24 protein-coding genes are annotated in these 23,028 nt (G+C 70.1%); 12 read left to right on the forward strand and 12 right to left on the reverse strand.

What is annotated here, in order from left to right:
• The first annotated feature begins 85 nt into the window (after positions 1 to 85).
• From SD460_RS39535 to SD460_RS39555, 5 genes are all read left to right on the forward strand, one after another.
• Positions 86 to 1,300 carry a PucR family transcriptional regulator gene (locus tag SD460_RS39535; RefSeq protein ID WP_290059865.1) on the forward strand — a complete coding sequence of 405 codons (1,215 nt, stop codon included), beginning with the start codon at positions 86 to 88 and terminating at the stop codon, positions 1,298 to 1,300.
• A gap of 172 nt (positions 1,301 to 1,472) precedes the next feature.
• Positions 1,473 to 2,396 (forward strand): ACP S-malonyltransferase, encoded by a 924-nt coding sequence (locus SD460_RS39540; RefSeq protein ID WP_318307507.1) that lies wholly within the window; start codon positions 1,473 to 1,475, stop codon positions 2,394 to 2,396.
• Entirely contained in the window at positions 2,393 to 3,376 is a 984-nt protein-coding gene (locus SD460_RS39545) for a beta-ketoacyl-ACP synthase III (protein ID WP_290054315.1), read from the forward strand. Before SD460_RS39540 ends, SD460_RS39545 begins: the two co-directional genes overlap by 4 nt.
• 75 nt (positions 3,377 to 3,451) lie before the next feature.
• Complete coding sequence (locus tag SD460_RS39550; protein WP_004559006.1) at positions 3,452 to 3,697, forward strand: acyl carrier protein; 246 nt, start codon at positions 3,452 to 3,454, stop codon at positions 3,695 to 3,697.
• Between the two features lie 28 nt (positions 3,698 to 3,725).
• Complete coding sequence (locus SD460_RS39555; RefSeq protein ID WP_290054323.1) at positions 3,726 to 4,976, forward strand: beta-ketoacyl-[acyl-carrier-protein] synthase family protein; 1,251 nt, start codon at positions 3,726 to 3,728, stop codon at positions 4,974 to 4,976.
• Between the two features lie 49 nt (positions 4,977 to 5,025).
• Here SD460_RS39555 and SD460_RS39560 read toward each other — a convergent pair whose 3' ends face one another.
• Entirely contained in the window at positions 5,026 to 5,619 is a 594-nt protein-coding gene (locus tag SD460_RS39560) for a hypothetical protein (protein WP_290054325.1), read from the reverse strand.
• A gap of 30 nt (positions 5,620 to 5,649) precedes the next feature.
• Positions 5,650 to 6,153, reverse strand: a complete 504-nt coding sequence (locus SD460_RS39565; protein ID WP_290054326.1) for a DUF3145 domain-containing protein — start codon at positions 6,151 to 6,153, stop codon at positions 5,650 to 5,652.
• A gap of 272 nt (positions 6,154 to 6,425) precedes the next feature.
• Here SD460_RS39565 and SD460_RS39570 point away from each other — a divergent pair, with 272 nt between their 5' ends.
• The gene (locus SD460_RS39570) at positions 6,426 to 8,624 is read left to right on the forward strand and encodes a hypothetical protein (RefSeq protein ID WP_290054328.1); all 2,199 of its coding nucleotides are present in this window, start codon (positions 6,426 to 6,428) and stop codon (positions 8,622 to 8,624) included.
• Position 8,625: 1 nt separating this feature from the next.
• Here the strand turns inward: SD460_RS39570 and SD460_RS39575 are convergent, their stop codons facing one another.
• Positions 8,626 to 10,020, reverse strand: a complete 1,395-nt coding sequence (locus SD460_RS39575; protein WP_318307508.1) for a dihydrolipoyl dehydrogenase family protein — start codon at positions 10,018 to 10,020, stop codon at positions 8,626 to 8,628.
• A 130-nt stretch (positions 10,021 to 10,150) separates the two neighbouring features.
• Here SD460_RS39575 and SD460_RS39580 point away from each other — a divergent pair, with 130 nt between their 5' ends.
• The gene (locus SD460_RS39580) at positions 10,151 to 10,564 is read left to right on the forward strand and encodes an Lsr2 dimerization domain-containing protein (protein WP_290054331.1); all 414 of its coding nucleotides are present in this window, start codon (positions 10,151 to 10,153) and stop codon (positions 10,562 to 10,564) included.
• 18 nt (positions 10,565 to 10,582) lie between these two features.
• Here the strand turns inward: SD460_RS39580 and SD460_RS39585 are convergent, their stop codons facing one another.
• The 5 genes from SD460_RS39585 to SD460_RS39605 all read right to left on the reverse strand — a co-directional run bounded on the left by SD460_RS39585 (position 10,583) and on the right by SD460_RS39605 (position 14,893).
• Complete coding sequence (locus SD460_RS39585) at positions 10,583 to 11,314, reverse strand: lipoate--protein ligase family protein (RefSeq protein WP_290054332.1); 732 nt, start codon at positions 11,312 to 11,314, stop codon at positions 10,583 to 10,585.
• Positions 11,311 to 12,699, reverse strand: coding sequence for an NAD(P)(+) transhydrogenase (Re/Si-specific) subunit beta (locus tag SD460_RS39590; protein WP_290054334.1), 1,389 nt, complete (start codon positions 12,697 to 12,699; stop codon positions 11,311 to 11,313). Before SD460_RS39590 ends, SD460_RS39585 begins: the two co-directional genes overlap by 4 nt.
• Positions 12,696 to 12,998, reverse strand: coding sequence for an NAD(P) transhydrogenase subunit alpha part 2 (locus SD460_RS39595; RefSeq protein ID WP_290054394.1), 303 nt, complete (start codon positions 12,996 to 12,998; stop codon positions 12,696 to 12,698). The genes SD460_RS39590 and SD460_RS39595 overlap by 4 nt, the downstream gene beginning before the upstream one ends.
• Before the next feature lie 5 nt (positions 12,999 to 13,003).
• Positions 13,004 to 14,116: a Re/Si-specific NAD(P)(+) transhydrogenase subunit alpha gene (locus tag SD460_RS39600; protein WP_318307509.1), complete on the reverse strand. Its 1,113-nt coding sequence runs from the start codon at positions 14,114 to 14,116 to the stop codon at positions 13,004 to 13,006.
• Positions 14,117 to 14,239: 123 nt separating this feature from the next.
• On the reverse strand, positions 14,240 to 14,893 hold the full coding sequence (locus SD460_RS39605; protein ID WP_290054338.1) for a TetR family transcriptional regulator: 654 nt from the start codon (positions 14,891 to 14,893) through the stop codon (positions 14,240 to 14,242).
• 91 nt (positions 14,894 to 14,984) lie between these two features.
• Between SD460_RS39605 and SD460_RS39610 the strand changes: the two genes are divergently transcribed.
• From SD460_RS39610 to SD460_RS39620, 3 genes are read left to right on the forward strand one after another with little or no spacing between them, the layout of a single operon-like run.
• Entirely contained in the window at positions 14,985 to 16,052 is a 1,068-nt protein-coding gene (locus SD460_RS39610) for a ferredoxin reductase (RefSeq protein WP_290054340.1), read from the forward strand.
• A gap of 10 nt (positions 16,053 to 16,062) precedes the next feature.
• A complete protein-coding gene (locus SD460_RS39615; protein ID WP_247012739.1) occupies positions 16,063 to 17,172 on the forward strand; it encodes a fatty acid desaturase family protein in 1,110 nt (369 codons plus the stop codon).
• A gap of 7 nt (positions 17,173 to 17,179) precedes the next feature.
• On the forward strand, positions 17,180 to 17,380 hold the full coding sequence (locus SD460_RS39620; RefSeq protein ID WP_290054343.1) for a hypothetical protein: 201 nt from the start codon (positions 17,180 to 17,182) through the stop codon (positions 17,378 to 17,380).
• A gap of 63 nt (positions 17,381 to 17,443) precedes the next feature.
• Here the strand turns inward: SD460_RS39620 and SD460_RS39625 are convergent, their stop codons facing one another.
• The 4 genes from SD460_RS39625 to SD460_RS39640 are packed head-to-tail and all read right to left on the reverse strand — an operon-like array spanning position 17,444 to position 20,574.
• On the reverse strand, positions 17,444 to 18,136 hold the full coding sequence (locus tag SD460_RS39625) for a hypothetical protein (RefSeq protein ID WP_290054344.1): 693 nt from the start codon (positions 18,134 to 18,136) through the stop codon (positions 17,444 to 17,446).
• A 23-nt stretch (positions 18,137 to 18,159) separates the two neighbouring features.
• Complete coding sequence (locus SD460_RS39630) at positions 18,160 to 19,290, reverse strand: hypothetical protein (RefSeq protein ID WP_290054346.1); 1,131 nt, start codon at positions 19,288 to 19,290, stop codon at positions 18,160 to 18,162.
• A complete protein-coding gene (locus SD460_RS39635) occupies positions 19,287 to 20,129 on the reverse strand; it encodes a ThiF family adenylyltransferase (RefSeq protein WP_290054347.1) in 843 nt (280 codons plus the stop codon). Before SD460_RS39635 ends, SD460_RS39630 begins: the two co-directional genes overlap by 4 nt.
• Positions 20,119 to 20,574 (reverse strand): type II CBASS E2 protein, encoded by a 456-nt coding sequence (locus SD460_RS39640; RefSeq protein ID WP_290054349.1) that lies wholly within the window; start codon positions 20,572 to 20,574, stop codon positions 20,119 to 20,121. Before SD460_RS39640 ends, SD460_RS39635 begins: the two co-directional genes overlap by 11 nt.
• A 528-nt stretch (positions 20,575 to 21,102) precedes the next feature.
• On the opposite strand from SD460_RS39640, the gene SD460_RS39645 reads away from it, so the two are divergent.
• Both SD460_RS39645 and SD460_RS39650 read left to right on the forward strand, forming a co-directional pair.
• Positions 21,103 to 22,371, forward strand: coding sequence for a sensor histidine kinase (locus SD460_RS39645; RefSeq protein WP_290054351.1), 1,269 nt, complete (start codon positions 21,103 to 21,105; stop codon positions 22,369 to 22,371).
• A gap of 9 nt (positions 22,372 to 22,380) precedes the next feature.
• Positions 22,381 to 23,025: a response regulator transcription factor gene (locus SD460_RS39650; RefSeq protein ID WP_125306195.1), complete on the forward strand. Its 645-nt coding sequence runs from the start codon at positions 22,381 to 22,383 to the stop codon at positions 23,023 to 23,025.
• Positions 23,026 to 23,028 lie beyond the last annotated feature (3 nt).

Here is a 23,028-nt window from a genome sequence, read left to right on the forward strand (position 1 = left end):
AGGCAGTAGGTGCACGCACCGCATACCGCCCGGCGTTGCCACCGAGGGCTACGAAAGTTGCGGGACACGTAGGATCGCTGGAGCCATGGATGGAACCACCGCCCCGCGCCGGGTGCCGAAGCACCACGGACTGTCCGCGAAGACGCTCCGGCGGCTGGAGCACGCGTCCGGCAGCCTGGCCAGCGCGAGCATCACGGTGATGGAGCAGCGGCTGACCTGGTTCGCCCGGCTGCCCGCCGACCAGCGCGCGAGCGTGCTGCTGATCACGCAGGCGGGTGCCGCCGGCTTCGTCGGGTGGCTGCGGGACTCCAAGGAAGCGCTGAAGCTGACGACGGAGGCGTTCCGCGACGCACCGGCCGAGCTGTCGCGCTGGGTCAGCCTGCGCCAGGCGGTCGGCATGGTGCGGCTGGCGATCGAGGTTTTCGAAGAGCAACTGCCGGATTTCGCCGCGAATGAAGCGGAACGCGCGGCGCTGATCGAAGGAATCCTGCGTTACGGCCGGGAAATCGCGTTCGCGGCGGCCAACTCGTACGCGGCCGCGGCCGAAGCGCGCGGCGCGTGGGACGCCCGGCTGGAGGCGCTGGTCGTCGACGGCATCGTCCGCGGCGACGCCGAGGAGTCGGTGCTCTCGCGCGCCACGGCGCTGGGCTGGGACCCGATCGCGGCGGCGACCGTCCTGGTCGGCAACCCGCCGTCGGACGACCCGCCCGCGGTGGTGTTCGAGGTCCGCAGCCGCGCCGCCCGCGTCGGGCGCCCGGTGCTGCTGTCGGTCCAGGGCTCCCGGCTGGTGGTCGTGGTCGGCGGGCCGACCGACGGCGGCGTGAAGGAGCGGGAAATCCTGGCCCGCATGTCGGTCGCGTTCGCCGAGGGCCCGGTGGTCGCCGGCCCGACGGTCCCGTCACTGGCCGAGGCCCACCACAGCGCGACCGAGGCGCTCTCGGGGCTGCGCGCGGTGGTCGGCTGGCCGGGCGCGCCCCGGCCGGTCCGCTCGGCGGACCTGCTGCCCGAGCGCGCGCTGTCCGGGGACGCGGAAGCCGAGCGCCTGCTGGTGGACTCGATCGCGCGCCCGCTGGAGGAAGCGGGCCCGACGCTGCAGCGCACGGTGGAGGCGTACCTGGAGAGCGGCGGCGTGCTGGAGACGTGCGCGAAGACGCTGTTCGTGCACCCGAACACGGTCCGGTACCGGCTGCGGAAGGCGGCGGAGCTGACCGGCTGCCAGCCGACCGACCCCCGGGACGCGCTGGTGCTGCGGATCGCGCTGGCGGTGGGCAGGCTGGCCCGCGCCCGCGGTCTCTGGTGAGGGCCGCGTCACGTGATGGACTTAACAGCGAAAGGTGATTGAACCCGACAAGGCATCCGGGTTACGCGCGAGCTTCTCCGGCGCGTCTTTGGAGGGTTCCGACAAAGACGCCGCGTAGACACTGTGAGCGTCGGCATCCCGGGAAACCACCGTCGCCGTGTTGTCTTGAAGGGTGACAGCAGCAGTCCTCGCTCCCGGTCAGGGGTCCCAGGCCCCCGGCATGTTCACGCCCTGGCTCGACCTCGACGGCGCGCGCGAGCGCGTCGCGCAGTGGTCCGACCGCGCCGGGCTCGACCTGCTCCGCCTCGGCACCGAGGCGGACGCGGACGAGATCCAGGACACCGCGGTCGCGCAGCCGCTGATCGTCGCGCTCTCGCTGCTCACCTTCGAGCACCTGCAGGCCGCCGCGCCGGTGCCCGCGGACGCGCCGGTCGCCGGCCACTCCGTCGGCGAGCTCGCCGCGGCCGCGATCGCCGGGGTGCTCGAGCCCGCGGACGCCGTCGCGCTCGCCGCCGTCCGCGGCGCCGAGATGGCCAAGGCCTGCGCGCTCGAACCGACGTCGATGGCCGCGGTCATGCTCGGGGACCCCGAGCAGGTCGTCGCGTGGCTGGAGGACCGCGGCCTGACCGCCGCGAACCGCAACGGCGCGGGGCAGATCGTCGCGTCCGGCGCCGCCGACGCGGTCGCGAAGATCGTCGCCGAGCCCCTGGAAGGCACGAAGATCCGTGCCCTCAAGGTCGCCGGCGCGTTCCACACGCAGTACATGGCGCCCGCCGAAGAGGCGTTGCGCGCCTACGCCGCCGAGCTGACCCCGGCCGACCCCACCCGGCCGCTGCTGTCCAATGCGGACGGCGCCGTCGTCACCAGCGGAGCCGAATACCTGGAGCGCCTGGTCTCGCAGGTCACCCGGTCGGTCCGCTGGGACCTGACGATGGACGGCCTGGTCTCCCTCGGCGTCACCCGCACCGTCGAACTCGCGCCCGCGGGCACCCTGACCGGCCTGGTCAAGCGGCAGCTCAAGGGCGTCGTCACCACTACCACCGCGCTGAAGACGCCGGCCGAGCTGGCGGCGCTGCGCCAGGAGGACGCCTCGTGACCGACCGACCGGCCCTGAGCCTCAACCCGGGCTCCCGCGGCAGCCGCGTGCTGGGCGTCGGCAGCTACCAGCCCGAGCGGATCGTCAGCAACGACGACCTCTCGAAGATCATGGACACCAACGACGAGTGGATCCGGACGCGCGTCGGCATCATCGAGCGCCGCTTCGCCGACAAGGGCGAGCTGCTCACCGACATGGCGGTCGCCGCCGGCACCGCCGCGCTGGCCGACGCCGGGGTCGATCCGTCCGAAGTGGACACGGTGATCCTGCCGAACTGCACGATGCCGACGCCGATCCCGAACGCGGCCGCGCAGGTCGCCGCCCGGATCGGGATCCCGAGCCCCGGCGCGTTCGACCTGAACGCCGCGTGCGCCGGGTTCTGCTACGGCCTGGGCGTCGCCTCCGACCTGATCCGCGGCGGCTCCGCCAAGAAGGTCCTCGTGATCGGCGCCGAGAAGCTCACCGATTCGGTCGACCCGACCGACCGCGCGAACGCCATCATCTTCGCCGACGGCGCGGGTGCCGCGGTCGTCGGCGCGTCCGACGAGCCGCAGATCGGCCCGGTCTCCTGGGGCAGCGCGGGCGACCTCGTCGACCTGATCGGGATGACCGAAGAGAAGTTCATCTACCAGGAAGGCCAGTCGGTCTTCCGGTGGGCGACCACCCAGATCGCCCCGATCGCGTTGCGCGCGCTGGAGGTCGCCGGGCTGAAGCCGTCCGATGTGGACGTGCTGATCCCGCACCAGGCGAACCTGCGCATCGTCGAGGCGATCGCGAAGAAGCTCCGGGCGCAGGGCGCCCGCGAGGACATGGTCGTCGCGGACGACATCAAGTACTCCGGCAACACCTCGTCGGCGTCCATCCCCCTCGCGCTGGACCACATGCGCAAGGCCGGGACGGCGAAGTCCGGCGACGTGGTGCTGGCGGTCGGGTTCGGCGCGGGCCTGTCCTACGCCGGGCAGGCGTTCGTCTGCCCCTGATCACCGTTACGCTCCCCGCGGGCACTCGCCCGAGGGAACACAGACCCCCAGAAAGACCGAGAAGGGAACTACCCCATGGCTGACAACGCTGAGATCCTCGCCGGCCTCGCCGAGATCGTCGAAGAGGTGGCCGGTGTGGCTCAGGACGACGTCACCGCCGAGAAGTCGTTCGTGGACGACCTGGACATCGACTCGCTGTCGATGGTCGAGATCGCCGTGCAGGCCGAGGACAAGTTCGGCGTCAAGATCCCGGACGACGAGCTCGCCAACCTCAAGACCGTGGGCGACGCCGTGAACTACGTCTCGGCCAACTCCAAGTAGTCCTCTTCCCCTCCTTGAGGAGACTCCCATGAGCAACATCGACGTCGTGATCACCGGTCTCGGCGCCACCACACCGCTCGGCGGGGACGTGACGTCCACCTGGGACGGTCTGCTGGCCGGGCGGAGCGGGGTCCGGGCGATCGAGGCCGACTGGGTCGAGGAGCTGCAGCTGCCCGTCAAGATCGGCGGCATGCTGGCCGTCGATCCGTCGGAGGTCCTCCCGCGGGTGCAGGCCCGCCGGCTGGACCGCTGCGAGCAGGTCGCGCTGATCGCCGCCCGGCAGGCGTGGGCCGACGCCGGGTACGCGGAACCGACGGACGAGCACACCGACGTCGACCCCGACCGCCTCGGCGTGTCGATCGGCACCGGCGTGGGCGGCCCGGTCACCCTGCTCACCCAGAACGATCTGTTGCACCAGCAGGGTCTCCGCAAGGTGTCGCCGCTGACCGTGCCGATGCTGATGCCGAACGGCCCGGCCGCGCACGTCGGCATCGACCTGAAGGCGCGGGCCGGCGTGCATTCGCCGGCTTCGGCCTGCGCTTCGGGAGCCGAAGGCATCGCGAGCGGGGTCGAGATGATCCGCTCCGGCCGCGCCGACGTCGTGGTCGCCGGGGGTGCCGAAGCGTGCATCCACCCGATCACGCTGGCCGGGTTCGCCCAGGCCCGCACGGTGTCCACGCGCAACGACGACCCGGGTGCGGCTTCGCGGCCGTTCGACGCCAACCGGGACGGCTTCGTCCTCGGCGAGGGCTCCGGCGTGGTCATCCTGGAGCGCGCGGACCTGGCGAAGGCCCGCGGGGCGCGCGTCTACGCGACGATCGCCGGGCACGGCATCACCTCGGACGCCTACCACATCACGGGCAACCACCCCGAGGGCATCGGCCAGATCGCCGCCATGCGTGCGGCGATGAAGATGGCCGGCGTCACCGCGGCGGACGTCGGGCACGTGAACGCCCACGCGACGTCCACTGTGGTCGGTGACATCGGCGAGGCGGCGGCGATCCGCAACGCGGTCGGGGAACACCCGGTCGTGACGGCGCCGAAGGGCGCGCTCGGCCACCTCGTCGGCGGGGCCGGCGCGGTCGAGGGGATCATCACGATCCTGTCGCTCTACCACGGCATCGTGCCGGCCACGATGAACCTGACCGATCTGGACCCGCGGGTGCAGCTGGACGTCGTTTCGGGTGAGCCGCGCAAGGTCGAGCTGACCGCGGCGATCAGCAACTCGTTCGGCTTCGGCGGTCACAACACCGCCCTGCTGTTCACCCCCGCGGCCTGACGGACGCGAACAAAAAAGGGGCCCGGCTTCGGCCGGGCCCCTTTTTTCATCAGCATTTTTCGTGTTCGGGCGGCGGGCCCTTGTCGATCGAATCGATCTTCAGCGCGCCCTGCTCGACGACCATCGGCAGCACCAGCCGCCACTTGATGCACGGCTCCTGGAAGAACGGCGGGGCGTCCTCGGGGTTCTGCACGCTGGTGAACCCGACCAGGACGCGCAGCGACGAGCCGGAGCCGCGCTCGATCCGGTAGACGACGGCGTCTCTGTCCTTTGTGGTGCGTACGCCGTTCTTCCAGGTGGTGAGCGACTGCTCCGCCACCCGCTGCGCGCTGACCACGCTCGTCCACTGCTGGTACTGCTTGTTGTTGATGGCCGAGAAGTACGTCTCGATGACCCGGCGGACGGCGTCGGCCTGCGGGTGCGCCCGCGCGTCGTCGGTCATCCGCACGGCGTCCGCGGCGGCCGGCTCGCCGCTGCCCGACGTCGCCGGTGTCGCGATCGCGGCGGAGGTGTCGTCGGCGGGCTGGTCGGGACGTCGGTAGAGCTCGCGCGCGAGCAAGCCGGCCCCGACGGTCACGGACAGCACCACGACCACGACGGGCACCAGCCAGCGCTGGCGAGAGCTGGGGGCGGGGGTGGTCACGCCGTGAGCGTACCGGCCCCCGTCCCGCGGCTAACCGACCTGGTGCAGCCAGGTCACCGGGGCGCCGTCACCGGCGTGGCGGTAGGGCTCGAGCGCCTCGTCCCAGCTCGCGGCGAGGAGTTCGTCGAGCTTGTGCGCGAGGGACTCACCCCCGCGGGTCATGGCGACGAGGGCGCGCAGCTGGTCTTCGCCCACCACGATGTCGCCGTTGGCACTGGTCCGGCCGTGCCACAGGCCGAGGCCGGGCGCGAAGCAGTACCGTTCGCCGTCGACGCCCGCGCTGGGCTCTTCGGTGACTTCGAACCGGATCATCGGCCACGCCTTGAGGGCGGACGCCAGTCTGGCGCCGGTGCCCGCGGGCGCGCGCCAACCGCATTCGGCGCGAAGCTGACCCGGACTGGCCGGCTGCGCCGTCCACTTCAGGTCAACGCGGGCACCCAGGGTGCCCGAAATGGCCCACTCGACGTGCGGACACACCGCAGACGGCGACGAGTGGACGTACACCACACCTCGGGTGCTGCCACGGGTGCTCACTGCTACCTCCGCTTGTTGCTCGACGAGGGACGTCTTCCCCTACGCCCTGACTCGAGCTGCGGAACGGCTTCAGCGCGGCTCCCGAATACCGCCTCCGATGCGTTGTAGCACATTCTGCACCCCAACCGTGCTGTTTGGCCACATGAACACCACAAGTCACCCGGGGCACCACTTTCGGAGGGCAAGCGGCCGCGTCGTCCCCGTGTCGCACGATGGATGCGGCCACGCGCGCTAGCGTGATGACCCGGAACGACGAGCAGGGAGGGGTTTCGGTGCGACTGGTGCGCCTGGAGCGGCAGCAGTCCCGGGTGGCCGACGACATCCGGGCGGCACTGGCATCCCTGGGCCGCGGCAGCACCGTGATCGGCGGCATCGCCCTGATCGGCGTCGGCTCGGTGACGGACCGCCCGATCGAGGCGGTGGTCATCCTCCCCCACGGCGTGATCATCGTCATCGGCGTGGACCTCCCGGATCCGGCCCTGCGCCTGGAAGCCCCGCTGGGAGCCCCCTGGCGAGCGGACGGCTGGCCCCTCGTGGCCGACGACGACGCGGTCAACCCGGCCACGGAGGCGCTGGACGTCTCCCAGGCGTGCGAGCGCCGGATCGCCGCCCTGGTCCCGGGAACGGCCCCGGTGGGCACGATCATCGCGGTGGGCCCGTACGTGGAGACGGTCGACCAGCCGGCAGGCGACCTGGCGGGCCCGGTCCGCGTCCTGCACCCCACCCCGACCACGATGCTGGCGGCGACGGTCTCCCTGGCGACAGCACATCGGCCCCGATCGGTGGACCAGGTCCGCGCGTTGATCCGCGGACTGGCACCGGACGCCCCGGAGTTTTCCGACGACGTGCTGGTGGGAGAAGGCTTCAGCCGCTTCACGGACGACGTTCCGCCGGAGTCCCTTTGGGACAGCGGCCCGGAGGTTCCGGCGCAGAGCGCATCCCCGGTGGCCGGGGGCGGGGTGGGGGCTGCCGCCGCCGTGCCGGGGTCGGTGGTTCCGGGCTCCGCCACCGCGGGCTCGGCCGGTTCTGACACGGCCGGTTCTGACACGGCCACCTCCAGTACACCCGCTTCCGGCTCGACCGCTTCCGAGCCGGCCACTTCCGACTGGCGGACCGAGACCCCGGTCCCGCCCGAACCGGAGCCTGCCGCGGCCGAAGAGCCGGTGGCCGAAACCGCACCGGTCGAACCCGAGCCGGAACTTCCCGCCGCCGCAGCCGAACCGACCGCGTCCGTCGAAGCTGCGCTGGAGCCGAAACTTCCTCTCGACTCCGAAATCGCGCTCGTCGAGGTGCCCCGGCCGCCGGAAATCGTGTCCGAGGAAGCCGAACGCACCGAAGTCCTCGCCCCTCAAGGACCACCGGTCTTCCCCGGCACCGAATCCACCCGGCCGAGTGAACCCGGACCGTCCACGACGGACACCGAGCGAACCGAAACCCTCACACCCGACGCCCAGCGCACCGAGCGCCTCCCCTTCCCCGCCGCAACCGCGCCCGCTTCACCTGCCGCACCCCAAGCAGCCACGCCACCGACCGCCGCCGCAGCTGCCGCACACGCGGCAGCCACCGCACCCGAATCAGCCACGCCATCCCCCGCCGCACCCGCGGCATCCACCACCTCCCCAGCGGCCACCCCATCCGCAGCTGCCGCACCCGCGGCACCTGCCGCATCCACCACCTCCCCAGCAGCCGCCCCATCCGCAGCTGCCGCACCCGCGGCAACCGCCGCCTCCGCAGCCGCCCCACCCGCAGCAGCCACCGCGCCCAGCCGGCCGCGCACCACGCCATCGCCCCACCCGCTCCCCGCGGCCCGGCAACCGATCCAGCCCGCCACCCCGCAGCCCTCCCCCCAGCCACGACCGGAGGACTCCCGCACCGTCCGCTGGCTTCCCCTCGGCGCCATCGGCCTGCTCGTCCTCCTGGTCGTCGCCGCGATCGCCGTCGCCACCACCGGGGACGACACCGCCGCCGCGCCGACCGGGCCGCCCACGCCCGCCACCCAGCCGCCGCCCGCCAGTCCGACGACGGCCGCTCCCGCGCCGAGCCTGCAGTTCGCCCTGCGCGCCGCCGACGCCGATCAGCGGTGTGCGTCGCACGCCTTCGGGGACGCTCAGGCCAGCCTGCAGCAGACCAGCTGCGCCGGGGTGCGGCGCGCCAGCTACGCCGCCACCGTCGACGGGCGGCCCGGGGCCGTCACCGTCGGGATCGTCGAGTTCCCCGACGCCGCGCAGGCGGCCGCCTTCAAGGCCGTCGCGGACACGCCGGGCGGGGGCGGGATCCTCGACCTCGCCACCGAGACCGGCAAGTGGGGCGACACCGCCCCGCCGCGGTTCGAGAACGCCGCCTACGCCTCCAAGGTCGAAGGCACCTCCGTGCGGCTGGTGCAGGCCGTCTGGGCGCCGGGACCGTCCACTCCGGACGATCCCGGCCTCGCCCGCGCCGCGAAGGCGGCGCTGGACCTGCCCGCGCAGTGACTCAGAGGCCGTACGCCTCGAGCAGCCGCAGCCACACCTCGCTGATCGTCGGGAACGACGGCACCGCGTGCCACAGCCGGTCCAGCGGCACCTCGCCGACGATCGCGATGGTCGCCGAGTGCAGCAGCTCCGAGACGTCCTGGCCGACGAACGTCACGCCGAGCAGCACGTTCCGCTCGGTGTCGACGACGATCCGGGCCTTGCCGGTGTAGCCGTCCGCGTGCAGCGACGAACCCGCCACCGCGATGTCGATGTCGACGACCCGGTCGGCCGAGCCCGGCCGCGCGTCCGCCAGGCCGACCGCCGCGACCTCCGGGTCGGTGAAGACCACCTGCGGCACCGCGTGGTGGTCGGCCGTCGCGGTGAACGGGCTCCACGCCGCCGAAGAGACCGGCTTGCCCGCGGCCAGCGCCGCCACCGTGTCGCCGGCCGCGCGGGCGCCGTACTTGCCCTGGTGGGTCAGCGGAGCGCGGCCGGTGACGTCGCCCGCCGCGTACAGCCAGCCACCGTCCACTGCGGACACCCGGCCGCTGTCGTCGACCGTCAGCGCGGCGCCCGCTTCGACGCCGAGCGTCTCCAGGCCGAGCCCGGCGGTCGCGGGACGGCGCCCGGTCGCCACCAGGAACTCGTCGACGACGACCGTCTCGCCGTCCTTCAACGTCAGTTCGGTGCCGCCCGCCCCGGCGGCGACCCGCTCGACACCCGACTCCGTGTGGACGTACACCCCCGCTTCGCGCAGCCCGTGCAGCACGAGGTCGCCGGCGAAGTGCGCGTTGCGCGGCAGCGGGCGCTCGCCGGTGATCACCAGGTGGACTTCCGAGCCGAGCGACGCGAACGCCTGCGCCATCTCGACGCCGACCACACCGCCGCCGAGGACGCCGAGGCGCGCCGGCACCGACTCCGCCGACGTCGCCTCGCGCGAACCCCACGGCCGGATCGTGTCGAGGCCCGGGATCTTCGGCGTGTTCGGCACGCTGCCGGTGCACACGATCACCGCGTGCCGCGCGGTCAGCACGCGGTCGCCGCCGACGGTCACCTCCCGCTCACCGGTGATCACGCCGTGCCCGCGGACCGGCTCGATGCCGGCACCGCGCGCCCAGTCGACCTGTCCCGAGTCGTCGCCCTTGCCGGTGAACCAGTCACGGCGGGCGAAGACCGCCGCCGGGTCGAGCCGGTCGCCGACCGGGACGCCGGGGACCCGCCGGGCGGCGGCGAGGAGATTGCCCGGCCGCAGCAACGCCTTGCTCGGGATGCACGCCCAGTACGAGCACTCGCCGCCGAAGCGTTCGTGCTCGACGAGGGCGACCTTCAGGCCGCCGCGAGCCGCCCGTTCGGCGGCCACCTCCCCCACCGGACCCGCGCCGATCACCACTACGTCAAAAGTCTGTGCAGCCATGGGGTTCAGCGCACACCACCGCGCGGGATCGCGCAAGCCAGCGGCTATCCTCGTCGGGAGAAGCTGCAAGGTCTATCGGCGGCACCGGGTGCCGTCGCCCCGGTGCGCCCGAAGAGCACGGGAGGTTGTCGTGGCCAAGAACACGGCTGTGCGGGTGCTGGACGATCTGACCGGCGAGGCCGCCGCGGAGACGGTCGGGTTCGGGCTGGACGGCATCGAGTACGACATCGACCTCTCCTTCGCCAACGCCGACGCGCTGCGCGAGTTCCTGCAGCGCTACGCCGACGCCGGCCGCCGCACCGGGGGCCGCAAGCGCCGTCCGCGGATCGTGCCGGGCGCGAAGCGGCCGCGAGCGAAGGCCGCAGCCAAGACGACCACCGCCAAGACCACCGCCAAGGCGGCACCGAAGGCCGCGGCCAAGGCGAAGACCGCGAAGGCCGAGCCGGTGAAGACGACCCGCGCCCGCAAGGCGGCGGAGCCGAAGAAGACCACGCGGGCGACCGCGCGCAAGGTGCCCGGCATCACGTTCTCGGCCGCCGAGTAAGTCCACAGTAGACAGAGGTCACGCCGCGCGCTGGGCGCCGTCCGCGTGCCAGGACGGGTAGTGGTAGCGGGTGTGCAGCAACGTCCGCTGCCGCGCGCGTTCGGCCTCGGTCGGCGGGCGCGGCACGAACGTCCCGAGGATCTGCGACGCCGCCGCACGCACCGCGGCCTCCACCGCCGGGAAGCCGGGCCGGACGCCGTGCTCGGCCAGCGACGCCACCGGGCTGCGGTGGGAGTCGAGGGGCCGCGGGTCCGGCGGCGCGCTCGTCAGGTAGCGGCCGACCAGCGCGGCCGACGTCTCGACCAGCAGCGTCGAGTGGGCCAGCAGCCCGGTCTTGGTGCGGAACACGGCGAACCCGCACAGCTTCGCGTCGGCCACGAACAGCCCGCGGTCGCCGATCCGCGGGACCAGGCCGAGCTGGTCGACGGCGGCGCTCATCACCTGGCCGAGCGCTTCCAGGGGCCGGTCGGCCGGGCCGGGCAGCACCAGGGTCACGTTCAAGTTGCCGGGGTCGTGGAACACGGTGCCGCCGCCGCTGGCCCGCCGCAGCACCGGGACGCCGTCGCGCTCGCATTCCGAGACGCGCACCTCGCGCGCGATCCGCTGCCCGCGCCCCACCACGACGCAAACCGGGTTGCGCCAGAGCCACAGCACCGGTGACTCGGGCGCAACCCGGAGGAGTGCTTCGTCGAACGCCAGGTTCTCGGCCGGGTCCGTGAACGCGGCACGGACGTCCGACCCGGTCGTCATAGCGCTTTGAGTTCCTCCACGATCTCGCCCACCGACGACTTGGCGTCCCCGAAGAGCATGCTGGTCTTCGGATCGTAGAACAGGTCGTTGTCGATGCCCGCGAAGCCGGAGCTCATGCCGCGTTTCAACACGATCACGGACCGGCTTTCGTTGACCTTGAGGATCGGCATCCCGTAGATCGGCGAGCTCGGGTCGGTCTGCGCGGCCGGGTTGGTGACGTCGTTCGCGCCGATCACGAGCGCGACGTCGGTCTGGGCGAACTCGGAGTTGATCTCGTCCATCTCCTTGAGCTGCTCGTACGGCACGTCGGCCTCGGCGAGCAGCACGTTCATGTGCCCGGGCATCCGGCCGGCCACCGGGTGGATCGCGTACGCGACCGTGATGCCCTTCTTCTCCAGCAGCTTCGCCATCTCGCGGACGGTGTGCTGCGCCTGCGCCACGGCCATGCCGTAGCCGGGCACGACGACGACCTTGCTCGCGTACGCCATCTGGATCGCGGTGTCGGCGGCGCTGGTCGCGCGCACCGGACGGGCTTCCTTCGCGCCCCCGCCGGCCGCCACCGCCGGACCGCCGCCGAAGCCGCCCGCGACGATCGCCGGGATGGACCGGTTCATCGCCTTGGCCATCAGGTTGGTCAGGATCGAGCCGGACGCGCCGACGATCATGCCGGCCACGATCAGCGCCGTGTTGTCGAGCGCCAGGCCCATCGCCGCGGCCGAAAGCCCGGTGAAGGCGTTGAGCAGCGAGATGACGACCGGCATGTCCGCGCCGCCGATCGGCAGCACGACGGTGAGGCCGAGGATGCCCGCCGCCACGAGCAGCCCGACGATGAGCAGCCACGAGTCGCCGCCGGCGATGATGGCCACCGCGCAGGCGAGCGCGACCAGCAGGAGCAGCGCGTTGACCGGCTGCTGCAGCTTGCCCATGGTGATCGGGCGGCCGCTGATCAGCTCCTGGAGCTTGCCGAACGCCACGTTCGAGCCCCAGAAGGAGATCGACCCGATGATCGCGGCGAACAGGGACGCGATCGCGATGTACGCCGGTTCGTGCGCGTAGCCGTCGGTGGAGTTGAACTCGACCCACGCGATGAGCGCGACCGCGCCGCCGCCGACGCCGTTGAACAGCGCCACCATCTGCGGCATCGCGGTCATCTTGACCTTGCGCGCGGACGGCACGCCGACCACCGCGCCGATCGCGACGCCGAGGACGATGAGCAGCCAGTTGCCCATGCCCGGGGTGAGCAGGGTGGCGATCACCGCGATGCCCATGCCGACCGCGGCGATCCAGTTGCCGCGGACCGCGGTGCGCGGGCCGGTCAGGCCCATCAGGCCGTAGATGAAGAGGGCGAACGCGATGATGTAGAGGATCGCGACGAAGTCGGTCACTTGTCGTCCTCCTCGGCCGGAGCGGGTTTCTTGCCCTTGAACATCGACAGCATCCGGTCGGTGACCAGGAACCCGCCGACGACGTTGATCGTGCCGAAGGCGATCGCGATCACCAGCAGGATCTTGTTGAAGACGCCGTCGACGCCGAGGCCGAGCACGACCAGCCCGCCCAGCAGCACGATGCCGTGGATGGCGTTGGTGCCGGACATCAGCGGGGTGTGGAGGGTGTTGGGCACCTTGGAGATGACGGCGAAGCCGACGAACCCGGCGAGCACGAGCACCGCGAGGTTCTGCACCAGGGGACTCACGACGGGCTCCCTTCGCGCCCGGCCACGCAGGCACCGGCGACGATCTCGTCTTCGAAGTTCAGCTCCAGCGCGCCTTCCTTCGTCACGAGCAGCTCCAGCAGCTCGACGACGTTGCGGGCGTACAGCTCGCTGGCGTGCGAAGGCATTTCGGCGGGCAGGTTCAGCGGGGAGGAGATGGTGACGTCGTGCTCCACGACGTCCTCGCCCGGCTTGGTCAGCTCGCAGTTGCCGCCGGTCTCGCCGGCGAGGTCGACCACGACCGACCCGGCGGGCATGCCCTTGACGGCGTCCGCGGTGACCAGCGTCGGCGCCTTGCGGCCCGGCACCAGCGCCGTGGTGATCACGACGTCGAACTTCGTGATGGCCTCGGTGAGCCGCCGCTGCTGTTCCTCGCGCTCTTCCGGCGTCAGCTCGCGGGCGTACCCGCCTTCGCCGACCGCCTCGATGCCGAGGTCGAGGAACTGCGCGCCGAGCGACTTGACCTGCTCGGCGACCTCGGGCCGCACGTCGTAGCCGGTGGTCTGCGCGCCGAGCCGCTTCGCCGTGGCCAGCGCCTGCAGCCCGGCGACGCCGGCGCCGAGCACCAGCACCTTGGCCGGCGGGACCGTGCCCGCCGCGGTGGTGAGCATCGGGAAGAAGCGCGGGAGCTTCTGCGCCGCGAGCAGCACGGCGCGGTAGCCGCCGATGCTGGCCTGCGACGACAGCGCGTCCATCGCCTGCGCGCGGGAGATCCGCGGGATCGCCTCCATCGCGAAGGCGCGCAGGCCCGCTTCTTCGAGCTTCGCCAGCCCGTCCGGGTTTCCGCGCGGGTCGAGGAAGCCGACGAGCACGGATCCCCGGCTCAGCTTCGCGACCTCGTCCGGCGCGGGTGGGTTGACCTTCACGACGACCTGCGCGCTCCAGGCGTCGCCGAGCTCGGCGCCCGCTTGGGTGTACGCGTCGTCACTCAGGTGCGCCCTGGCCCCGGCGCCCGGTTCGACGACCACGCGCAGCCCTCGCTGCGCCAGCCGCCCGACCAGTTTGGGCACCATGGCCACCCGGCGCTCCCCGGGGCGTGACTCGGTCACCACACCCACGGTGAGCTGCTGACTCTGTTCGCTGTCCGTCACACGACCTCCTCATCGGCGAGGCACGATCCGAGGGTTGTACCACGCCGGACCGACAGTCCCCAGTGACGTGAGTCGCAAGTCTCGGGGTTCTGCCGGGAAATACGAACGTCGTGCGGGAAACGTTCAGCGAGTTTTCCAGTGCGGGATGCCGAGCAGGATCAACCGCAGCCGTTTTTCCGCCGTTCCGGTGATTTTCGCGTCTTCACCTGGGCGGGCTTCCAGCAGTTCGACGGTCGTCGTGATCATCACGGAAACGATCAAGTCCGCCAGCATGTGCAGGTCTTCGGTGCTCCACGAGCGCAGCGGGGTGAACCGGGCCAGGTCGATCGCGAGGTCGCCGGAGAACAGGCGCAGTTCGACGGCGATGGCGCGGGCGAGCGGGCCGCCGCCGTAGCGCTCGCGGGTCAGGAACCGGAAATGGTCCTCGTGCGCCCGGACGAATTGGTGCACGGTGGCCACCGAGGCGCTGATCATCCCCTGGTAGGTGTCCGGGTCGGTGCGGGCGGAGCGCATCATGCCGCGCAGCGTGCGCGTCGCTTCTTCGACGAGCGCGACGCCGAGTTCCTCCATCGTGGCGAAGTGCCGGTAGAACGCCGTCGGCACCAGGCCCGCACCCTTCGCGACTTCACGCAGGGAAAGCGTGGCGAACGGGCGGTCGGCCAGCAGGTCCAGCGCGGTGTCCAGCAACGCCTGACGGGTGCGCTGCTTGCGCTCCTGGCGGCTCACCGGCTCTTCCGACACGTCCACCAGCGTACGGATGTCCACCGCGTTGCTCACGTCACATCCTCGCCTTCCCGCGTTGACAGCGGCTCCACTCCTGCAGTGCACTGTTCAGTGTACAGTCGTTCACTGTAACCGAGGAGGACAGATGACGGCGCTCATCCCCCGGCGGGTGCGCAGCCTCGCCTCGCTGGCCGAGGCGCTGCTGACGCCCCACGGGATGGACCGGTACCTGGAACTCGTCGACCCGATGCTGGTCCGCCGCGAGATCCGCGGGCTGGTCACGGCGGTGCGCAAGCAGACGCCGGACAGCGTCACCCTCACCGTGCGGCCGAGCCGCGCGTGGCCGGGCTTCACCGCCGGCCAGTACGTCCGCCTGCAGGTGGAGATCGACGGCGTCCGGCGCACGCGGTGCTATTCGCCGTGCGGTTCGCAGTACGACGGCGAACTGGAGTTCACGGTCAAGGAGCAGGGCCTGGTGTCCGGGCACCTGAACCGCGCGATCGGCGTCGGCTCGGTCGTCAACCTGTCCACTCCGGACGGAAGCTTCACCCTGCCCGCCACCCGGCCCGACCGCGTGCTGCTGATCGCGGGCGGCAGCGGCATCACGCCGGTGCTCGCCATGGCCCGCACCTTGGTCGACGAGAAGCACCCGGGCGAGATCGTGTTCGTGCAGTACTCGAACGGCCCGGCCGACGCGCTCTACCGCACCGAACTGGCCGAGCTCGCCGCCCGGCACCCCGGCCTGCGGGTCGTGCACGCCCACACCCACACCGAGGGCGGCGAACTGCGCGGCTTCTTCACGCCGGAGCACCTGGCGCGGGTCGCGCCCTGGTTCCGCGACGCGGAGGCGTACGTCTGCGGCCCGAAGCCGCTGATGGACGCCGTGCGCGAGCAGCTGGGTGAACGCGTGCACACCGAGGAGTTCACGCCGCCGGCGCTGACCTTCGACACGGCGAACGCCGAAGGGCAGGTGCGCTTCAAGCGCAGCGGGCGGGAGTGCGCGAACTCGGGGAAGCCGTTGCTGGAGCAGGCCGAGGAGGCCGGGCTCTCGCCGGAGCACGGCTGCCGGATGGGCATCTGCTTCTCCTGCACCCAGCTCAAGACCGCCGGGCGCGTCCGCAACGCGAAGACGGGCGAGATCTCCGGCGAAGAAGACGAAGAAATCCAGCTCTGCATCTCCGTCCCCGTCGGGGACGTCGAGATCGACGCGTGAGGAGACCGCCATGACCGGATTGCAGGACCGCCTGACCCCGGCGCAGATCGAGGAGTTCGGCCGCGAACTCGACGCGCTGCGCCAGCGGATCGTCGACGACCTCGGCCAGGAGGACGTCGACTACATCCACACCGTCATCAAGACCCAGCGCGGGCTCGAGGTCGCCGGCCGCGCGCTGCTGTTCGCCGGGTTCTTCCCGCCCGCGTGGCTCGCCGGCGTCGGCGCGCTGTCGGTGGCGAAGATCCTCGACAACATGGAGATCGGCCACAACGTCATGCACGGCCAGTACGACTGGACGCGCGACCCGGCGCTGAGCTCGCAGCGCTTCGAGTGGGACACCGTGGCGCCCGCCGAGAACTGGCGACACTCGCACAACTACATCCACCACACGTACACGAACATCGTCGACAAGGACCGCGACGTCGGCTACGGCATCCTGCGGATGGACACGGCCCAGAAGTGGCACCCGTACTACCTGGGCAACCCGGTGTACGCGACGCTGCTGGCGCTGTTCTTCCAGTGGGGCGTCATGCTGCACGACCTCGAGGTCGAGAACGTCGTCAAGGGCGAGCGGTCGTGGGCCGACAACGTGCCGGTGCTGAAGAAGATCGTGCGGAAGGCGTCGCGGCAGGTCGGCAAGGACTACGTCCTGTTCCCGCTGCTGACCGGCCCGCTGGCCCCGCTGACGTTCCTCGGCAACGCGACGGCGAACCTGACCCGCAACCTGTGGGCGTTCGCGATCATCTTCTGCGGCCACTTCCCCGCCGACGTCGAAAGCTTCACCGAGGAGGAGACGGCTTCGGAGTCGCGCGGCCAGTGGTACCTGCGCCAGATCCTCGGCTCGGCGAACATCTCGGGCGGCCCGCTGTTCCACATCATGAGCGGCAACCTGTCCCACCAGATCGAGCACCACCTGTTCCCGGACATCCCGGCGCGCCGCTACCCGCAGATCGCGGGCGAGGTGCGCGCGATCTGCGAGAAGTACGGCCTGCCCTACCACACGGGACCGCTGCGCAAGCAGCTCTGGTCGGTCGCGAAGAAGATCGTGAAGCTCGCTCTCCCGCAGACTTCGCCGTCCCCGACTACCGTGGAACCCGACCGGCAGCTCCGAGCAGCGTGAGGGTGACATGGTGGGCCAGTTCGAACGAGACAAGGACACCCTGCAGGTGATCACCGAATCGGCCGCGACACACGTCGGCAACATCGCATCGATCATCACGGGCGCGATCCGCGACATCGCCCGCGAAACGGGCGACTGGCTCACGGACGTCATCGAGATGCGCGAAGCCGCACAGCGGGCCCGGGAGGACGACCCGGACGCCCCTTGATCCGTGCAGTCACGCAGGGTGGAGGCTCGCCGGCCTTGTCGTCTGCAGCCGGCGAGCTCTCGGTCAGGCCCATGCGGTCGCCGACACAGACCTGCCGTTCAGACGAGTGAGGCTCCGAGTGACGTTGGTCAAGATCGATGTGGATTTGACCGCGGTTGCGATGGCCGTCTCAGCCCAGTCGGGTAACGGGTCCGGCGGCAGGTGGTGGTGCGGACGAAGGATCAGTCTTCTGGTCAGCCGGGACTCGAGCTGCCAGAGCGCGATGTCCATGCCCCCGGCGGGGACGTCGAACTCGAGCTCACGCTTGAATTCGGTCTCCGTCTCGATCCGCACCATGGACTGTGTGAGCTTCGACCACTCGGCTGACAACTCACCGGAGACGTTCACTACCCATACGTCGCCTTTCCCGGACAGTTCAAGACCGACCGTTCTGGCCAGCTCGCGCGACACCTCCTGCCCCACGCCGCTCCGGACTGTTCGGCTATCCCGGAAGAGGGCCGGCCCAGCGACCGACTCGGCCCACAGCAGCCGCCAGACCTTGGTGTGCTGGAACAGGAAAGTCAGCGTGTTGGCAGCGTCCGCCAGCTCCGCCTGCGGCAGGCCGAAGAAACCCGGCTCGTCCACCAAGAGCCGACGAGTCAGCTCCGGAGCCGTCACCGCGCGAGCTGCGGTCCACGGCGCTGCCAAGTCGGCCAACCGAGCGAGACCACTCCCCACTGAATCACCGGAAAACGCCGGAGGTTCATTCTCGTGCATCGCCAGCTCCTCTCCCGGGTGTCTCACCTGGTCACCCACGATCGCAGAGCAAATCCGCGCAAGAGCTTGCTGCGGCCTGTGCCGCGTGTCACGTACTCGATAAACTTTCCAAGCTCGGTTTTGACGTCGGCGAAGTCCCTGACCAGGTCGCCGGGCAAGGTGACCTCGACGACAGGTGAGACCGTGGTGCCCAGCTTCAGCAAGCCATCGGCTAGGCCTGCTCCGGTCGGGTACAGGAAAGAGACCGTGACCGGGCCCGTCGTGGTCTCGACCAGCCCGCGGGCGACCAGCCGATTCCGCACCACGACCAGGCGAATCGACGCGAATTCGGGACGACGGATCCGATCCTGCTCCCGAATTAGCGCCTCCCGGCCTTTTGGTGACTCCGTCCACCCGGCGATACCCAAAGAGGCCCGCTGCTCGCTGCCACCGTCCTTGCCAGCTTCGGCTCTCCTATTCTCCACGTCGTGCGCCGGCGTCCTCTCCGAGGTGACACCGGGTGCTTCTTCTGCAGGCATACTGCCGTCCGAGCCGCCCGTCACAGCCTCCGGCTTTTTCTCTTTCGCGTCGTTCCTCAGCCTTGCGATCATGATCTCCGGCTCCGCACGAGCAACCACGTGAACGTGATCGCGCGGCAGCTCGAAGTACCGATCACCTCCTCTTACGAAGAGGTAGTGCCGAGCGGTAGAAAATCCGCTTATGTTCACCGCGAGACTCGCGAAGAAGTAGTCGTGGTTGTGCCCCGGGCTGTCGACAGTCTGCTGGTAACCACGGATGTCGCCATCGCTGAGGTCCACCGACCGATTGGGGTGGTGACTGTGCCAGCTGCCGAGGTTTTCGATTTCCGGGTACCGCTCCTCCAAACGCCGGAAGCACGACTCCTGCCAGCGCCGGTCACCGATGTGGTAGGTAGCCGTGCGCTTGGCCTCCGGCCCGTCTTCGATGAAGTCGAACACCACGAACTTCAGATCCGCCAACCCGGCCAGGCGCTCCTCAAGACGGTCGTACTTGCTGAGACCGACGATGAACCCCACCCACTTGCCACCCACCTCGATCTTGGGATGGGCGACGATCTCGGCATCGAACTTTTCGGCCACATCCTGGGGTACGAGCACCTGGGGCAACGCGTGTTTGACCCTCATCGTGACGTTCACACCTCTCCCCCTTGTCCACACTCCAAATGGCAGTCCAGTTGTGGCCGAAGAATTGCACGGGAAGTGTCGTACATGGCGTCGAATAATCCTGGAATTCGCCGCAAAGCGAGGGTCAGCCAGTTGAACGAAGGCAAACTGAGGTAGCGCGAGTCCCGACCCGCTAGCAACGAAACTACGTAGTGTGCATGATAGGAGGCCACAACCGAGATGTCGGCGGCCAGGCCGGAGGCGACAAAATCCTGCTCACCAAGGCCGTAGATTCGCTGAGTTTCTTCGTCGGTAAGATCCAACCAGTTGTCGAGGTCACGCTTCTGTTCGACGCTGAACAACGTCTTGCAGTCATGGCAAGCCGTCTCACCCGGGAGGTAAGCGTAAACCTCCCCACCCATGCCGGTGCGAAAAACCGATCCGAACACGACCGGCACGCGCTTCGCCACACAGACGGAATTCACGAAGCTTCGAGCAGGCGAATTGTCGACCGCACACAGGACGACGTCCGCCTCCCCGACGTCCTCTGGGAAGCCGGGATCCGCAAGAACGTCCCCGCCGACTCGCTCGATCCGGTAGGCAGGATTGCGGTCGAGCAGCCAGTCCCGGGCGATGTCCGTCTTCAGCCGCCCCAGATCGGCTCGCCGGGCGGGGTGCTTCACCAGGTTGACCGCTTCCAGGCGATCCGGGTCGTACAACGACCAGCGACCTATACCGGTCATGCCAAGGCGTTCGAGCACAACAGCTCCGCCACTGCCCAAACCGACCACGACAATCTTCTTGTCCGCGAGCCGCGAGGTGTCAATCAAGTAGTCGATCCGGGTGGTGTCCAGTTGCACATCAGAGGTCATGCCACCATTTCCTCACGTTGTATACGGTCCCGTGCCGATGCTGTTCCGGACCAGGCCAGATGCGCCGAATAAGGAAGACCTCGTACTTGTTCAACCAGAGTGCAGACTTCGCTACAAGGAAGGCCAGTGACATATATGATTGCCACTGGTTGGAGCGCATCACGCACAAGCTCTTGCCAATCATGTGTGGATTCGATGTCGGCACCCAGCCTGAGGGCTCGACATCGGGCAGCACATGAGGATACGAAGATTCAGCAACGACTTTGATGCCGTAGGATTTCCCCGCGAACGTGCGCAAGGTTCCGGTCGCCACCGCGAACCGTCCGTGCTTGCCGTTTCCAACGATCGTGAACTGCGGAAAGTGCTGGAGCAAGATGGCTCTCTCGGCCGCGAGCCGGTCACCCTCGGACGCCACCAGAAGAGACCTGGTCACCTGGAAATTCATCTCCGATCCCGGCCGTACTCGCCCTTTTGATCCGAGATCCCCGCGATGGACTTCCCTGCTCCGACAGCGGGCGCTTTGCCAACGGCATGGATGTTCCCCGATGAGTCGATCTCGACAAGATCTGCATCACCCAGGGACGAGAGCAGCCGCTCGGCCTCGTCTCTACTGGTCATGGACAACCTCTCAAACAGTCGATGATCCACCGTGCAATTCGATCCCGCCCCAGTGGTCGCCAGGCACGGCATGAACGTTACGGTTTATGGATCCCTATCATCGACTTCACCCGATAAACCCGGCGGAAACTATCCCACCACCGCTTGGATTGCACGACGTCACACTGTCGAGAGCAAGAATAGATCTTGAAGGTAGTTTTGACTGCTTCACCGGCAGCCTGCTAGCTCCGGGAAGAGGACCACACCTGCGCCGCGACGGTTCGCGAGGGTGGATCACGGTACCCGGGAGTTCCGTAGCAGAAGCCGGGGGAAAACCGGATGGGCCCGCCCCGCGAACCGGGCGAGACTGGAACCCGTGACCAGCCTCGACCTACCCCGCCCCCACCCGCTCCGCCGGGTCTTCGGCCCCCTCGCGGCGCGGGACTTCTGGGCCGAGTACGCCTGGCTGTGGCTCGCCGGCCCGCTCAGCCTGTTCTCCCTCTTCACCTTCCTCGTCCTCGTCTTCACCGGCCTCTGGCTGACGCCGGTCCTGCTCGGCTTCCTCGTCATCGCCGGCGCGCTCCTCTACGCCCGCGCCCTCGGCGCCGCCCACCGCGGCCTGGCGAAAGCGCTGCTCGGCGTGAGCGTGCCCGCCCCGCGCCGTCCCGAGCTGAAGCCCGGGCTCTGGAGCTGGGTGAAGGCCCGCGTCGGCGATCCGGCGGGCTGGCGCACGGCCGGCTACCTGCTGATCCGCTTCCCGCTGACCATCGCGGGCCTCTTCACCGTCTTCTTCGGGACGGTCTACGGCGTCACCGCGACGACGTTCGCCGTCCTCTGGTTCCCGCTCGGCGAACGGACTCTGCCCGTCTTCGACATCAGCGCCGACAGCTGGGCCGGGGCGCTCGCCTGGTCGGCGTCGGGGCTGCTGGTGCTCGTGGTGCTGCCGTGGGTGACCCACGCCTTCACCGCGCTCGACCGGCTGCTCGTCGTCGGCCTGCTCGGGGAGCGCGTGCTGTCGGAACGGGTCCGCGACCTCGAAGAGAGCCGCGCGACCGCCGTCGAGGACGCCGCGCTGCGGTTGCGGCGCATCGAACGCGATCTCCACGACGGCGCTCAGGCCCAGCTCGTCGCGCTGTCGATGAAGCTCGGCCTGGCCAAGGAGGAGCTCGAAGGCGTCGACCTCCCCCAGGTGAAGGAGCTGGTCACGGCCGCGCACGCCAACGCGAAGCAGGCCCTGACCGAACTGCGCGACCTCGCCCGCGGCATCCACCCCGCCGCGCTGGACGCGGGACTCGACGTCGCGCTCGCCACGCTCGTCGCGACGTCCGGGATCGACGCGCGGGTCGCCGTGCGGCTGCCGCGCCGTCCACCGCCGTCGCTGGAGACGATCGTCTACTTCAGCGCCGCCGAGCTGCTCACCAACGCCGCGAAGCACGGCGGGACGACGTCCGTCGAAGTCACGGAGGAGCGCGGCGTCCTGTGGCTGAGCGTGCGCGACGACGGGGGTGGCGGCGCCCGGATCGTGGCCGGTGGCGGGCTGGCCGGCGTCGCCGAACGGCTGCGGACGGTCGACGGCGAGCTGGCCGTCACGAGCCCGGCGGGTGGTCCGACCGAAGTGATCGCACGGGTGCCGCTGCCCCGCTAGGGTCGCGGCATGCGGATCGTCATCGCGGAGGACTCCACCATCCTGCGCCAGGGCCTCGTCGAGCTGCTGACCTTCCGCGGCCACGAAGTCGTCGCCGCGGTGAAGGACGCCGACGCGCTGCGGACCGCCGTCGAAAGCCACACCCCCGATGTGTCCATTGTGGACATCCGGATGCCGCCGACGCACACCGATGAAGGCCTGCGGGCCGCGATCGCGCTGCGCGGCGAGCTCCCGGGCTGCGCCATCCTGCTGTTCTCCCAGTACGTCGAGACGAAGTACGCCGCGCAGCTGCTGGCCGACCGCGCCGGCGGCGTCGGTTACCTGCTGAAGGACCGCGTCGCGGAGGTGTCGGACTTCCTCGACGCGCTGCGCCGGGTCGCGGACGGCGAAACGGTGCTCGACCCCGAAGTCGTCAGCCAGCTGTTCTCCGCGACGCGCCAGACCGACGCACTCGGCGGCCTCACCCCGCGGGAACGCGAAGTGCTGGGCTTGATGGCCGAAGGCCGGTCGAACTCGGCGATCGCGGCGAAGCTGTTCCTGTCGGCCGGTTCCGTGGAGAAGTACGTGACGTCGATCTTCGGCAAGCTCGGCCTGCCACCGTCCGAAGGGGACAATCGCCGGGTGCTCGCGGTGCTGCGCTACCTCGACTCCTGAGGC

It is taken from the genome of Amycolatopsis solani (assembly GCF_033441515.1).
GTDB classification, from domain to species: domain Bacteria; phylum Actinomycetota; class Actinomycetes; order Mycobacteriales; family Pseudonocardiaceae; genus Amycolatopsis; species Amycolatopsis solani.

Bases quoted from the DNA above. Each gene is read 5' to 3' on its own strand.
- SD460_RS39585 (WP_290054332.1), bottom strand. From the start codon at position 11,314: ATGACGACCGGGTCGGACGTCCGTGCCGCGTTCACGGACCCGGCCGAG.
- SD460_RS39640 (WP_290054349.1), bottom strand. From the start codon at position 20,574: ATGAATTTCCAGGTGACCAGGTCTCTTCTGGTGGCGTCCGAGGGTGAC.
- SD460_RS39575 (WP_318307508.1), bottom strand. From the start codon at position 10,020: ATGGCTGCACAGACTTTTGACGTAGTGGTGATCGGCGCGGGTCCGGTG.
- SD460_RS39650 (WP_125306195.1), top strand. From the start codon at position 22,381: ATGCGGATCGTCATCGCGGAGGACTCCACCATCCTGCGCCAGGGCCTC.
- SD460_RS39535 (WP_290059865.1), top strand. From the start codon at position 86: ATGGATGGAACCACCGCCCCGCGCCGGGTGCCGAAGCACCACGGACTG.
- SD460_RS39625 (WP_290054344.1), bottom strand. From the start codon at position 18,136: ATGCACGAGAATGAACCTCCGGCGTTTTCCGGTGATTCAGTGGGGAGT.
- SD460_RS39555 (WP_290054323.1), top strand. From the start codon at position 3,726: ATGAGCAACATCGACGTCGTGATCACCGGTCTCGGCGCCACCACACCG.
- SD460_RS39615 (WP_247012739.1), top strand. From the start codon at position 16,063: ATGACCGGATTGCAGGACCGCCTGACCCCGGCGCAGATCGAGGAGTTC.
- SD460_RS39550 (WP_004559006.1), top strand. From the start codon at position 3,452: ATGGCTGACAACGCTGAGATCCTCGCCGGCCTCGCCGAGATCGTCGAA.
- SD460_RS39620 (WP_290054343.1), top strand. From the start codon at position 17,180: ATGGTGGGCCAGTTCGAACGAGACAAGGACACCCTGCAGGTGATCACC.
- SD460_RS39635 (WP_290054347.1), bottom strand. From the start codon at position 20,129: ATGACCTCTGATGTGCAACTGGACACCACCCGGATCGACTACTTGATT.
- SD460_RS39610 (WP_290054340.1), top strand. From the start codon at position 14,985: ATGACGGCGCTCATCCCCCGGCGGGTGCGCAGCCTCGCCTCGCTGGCC.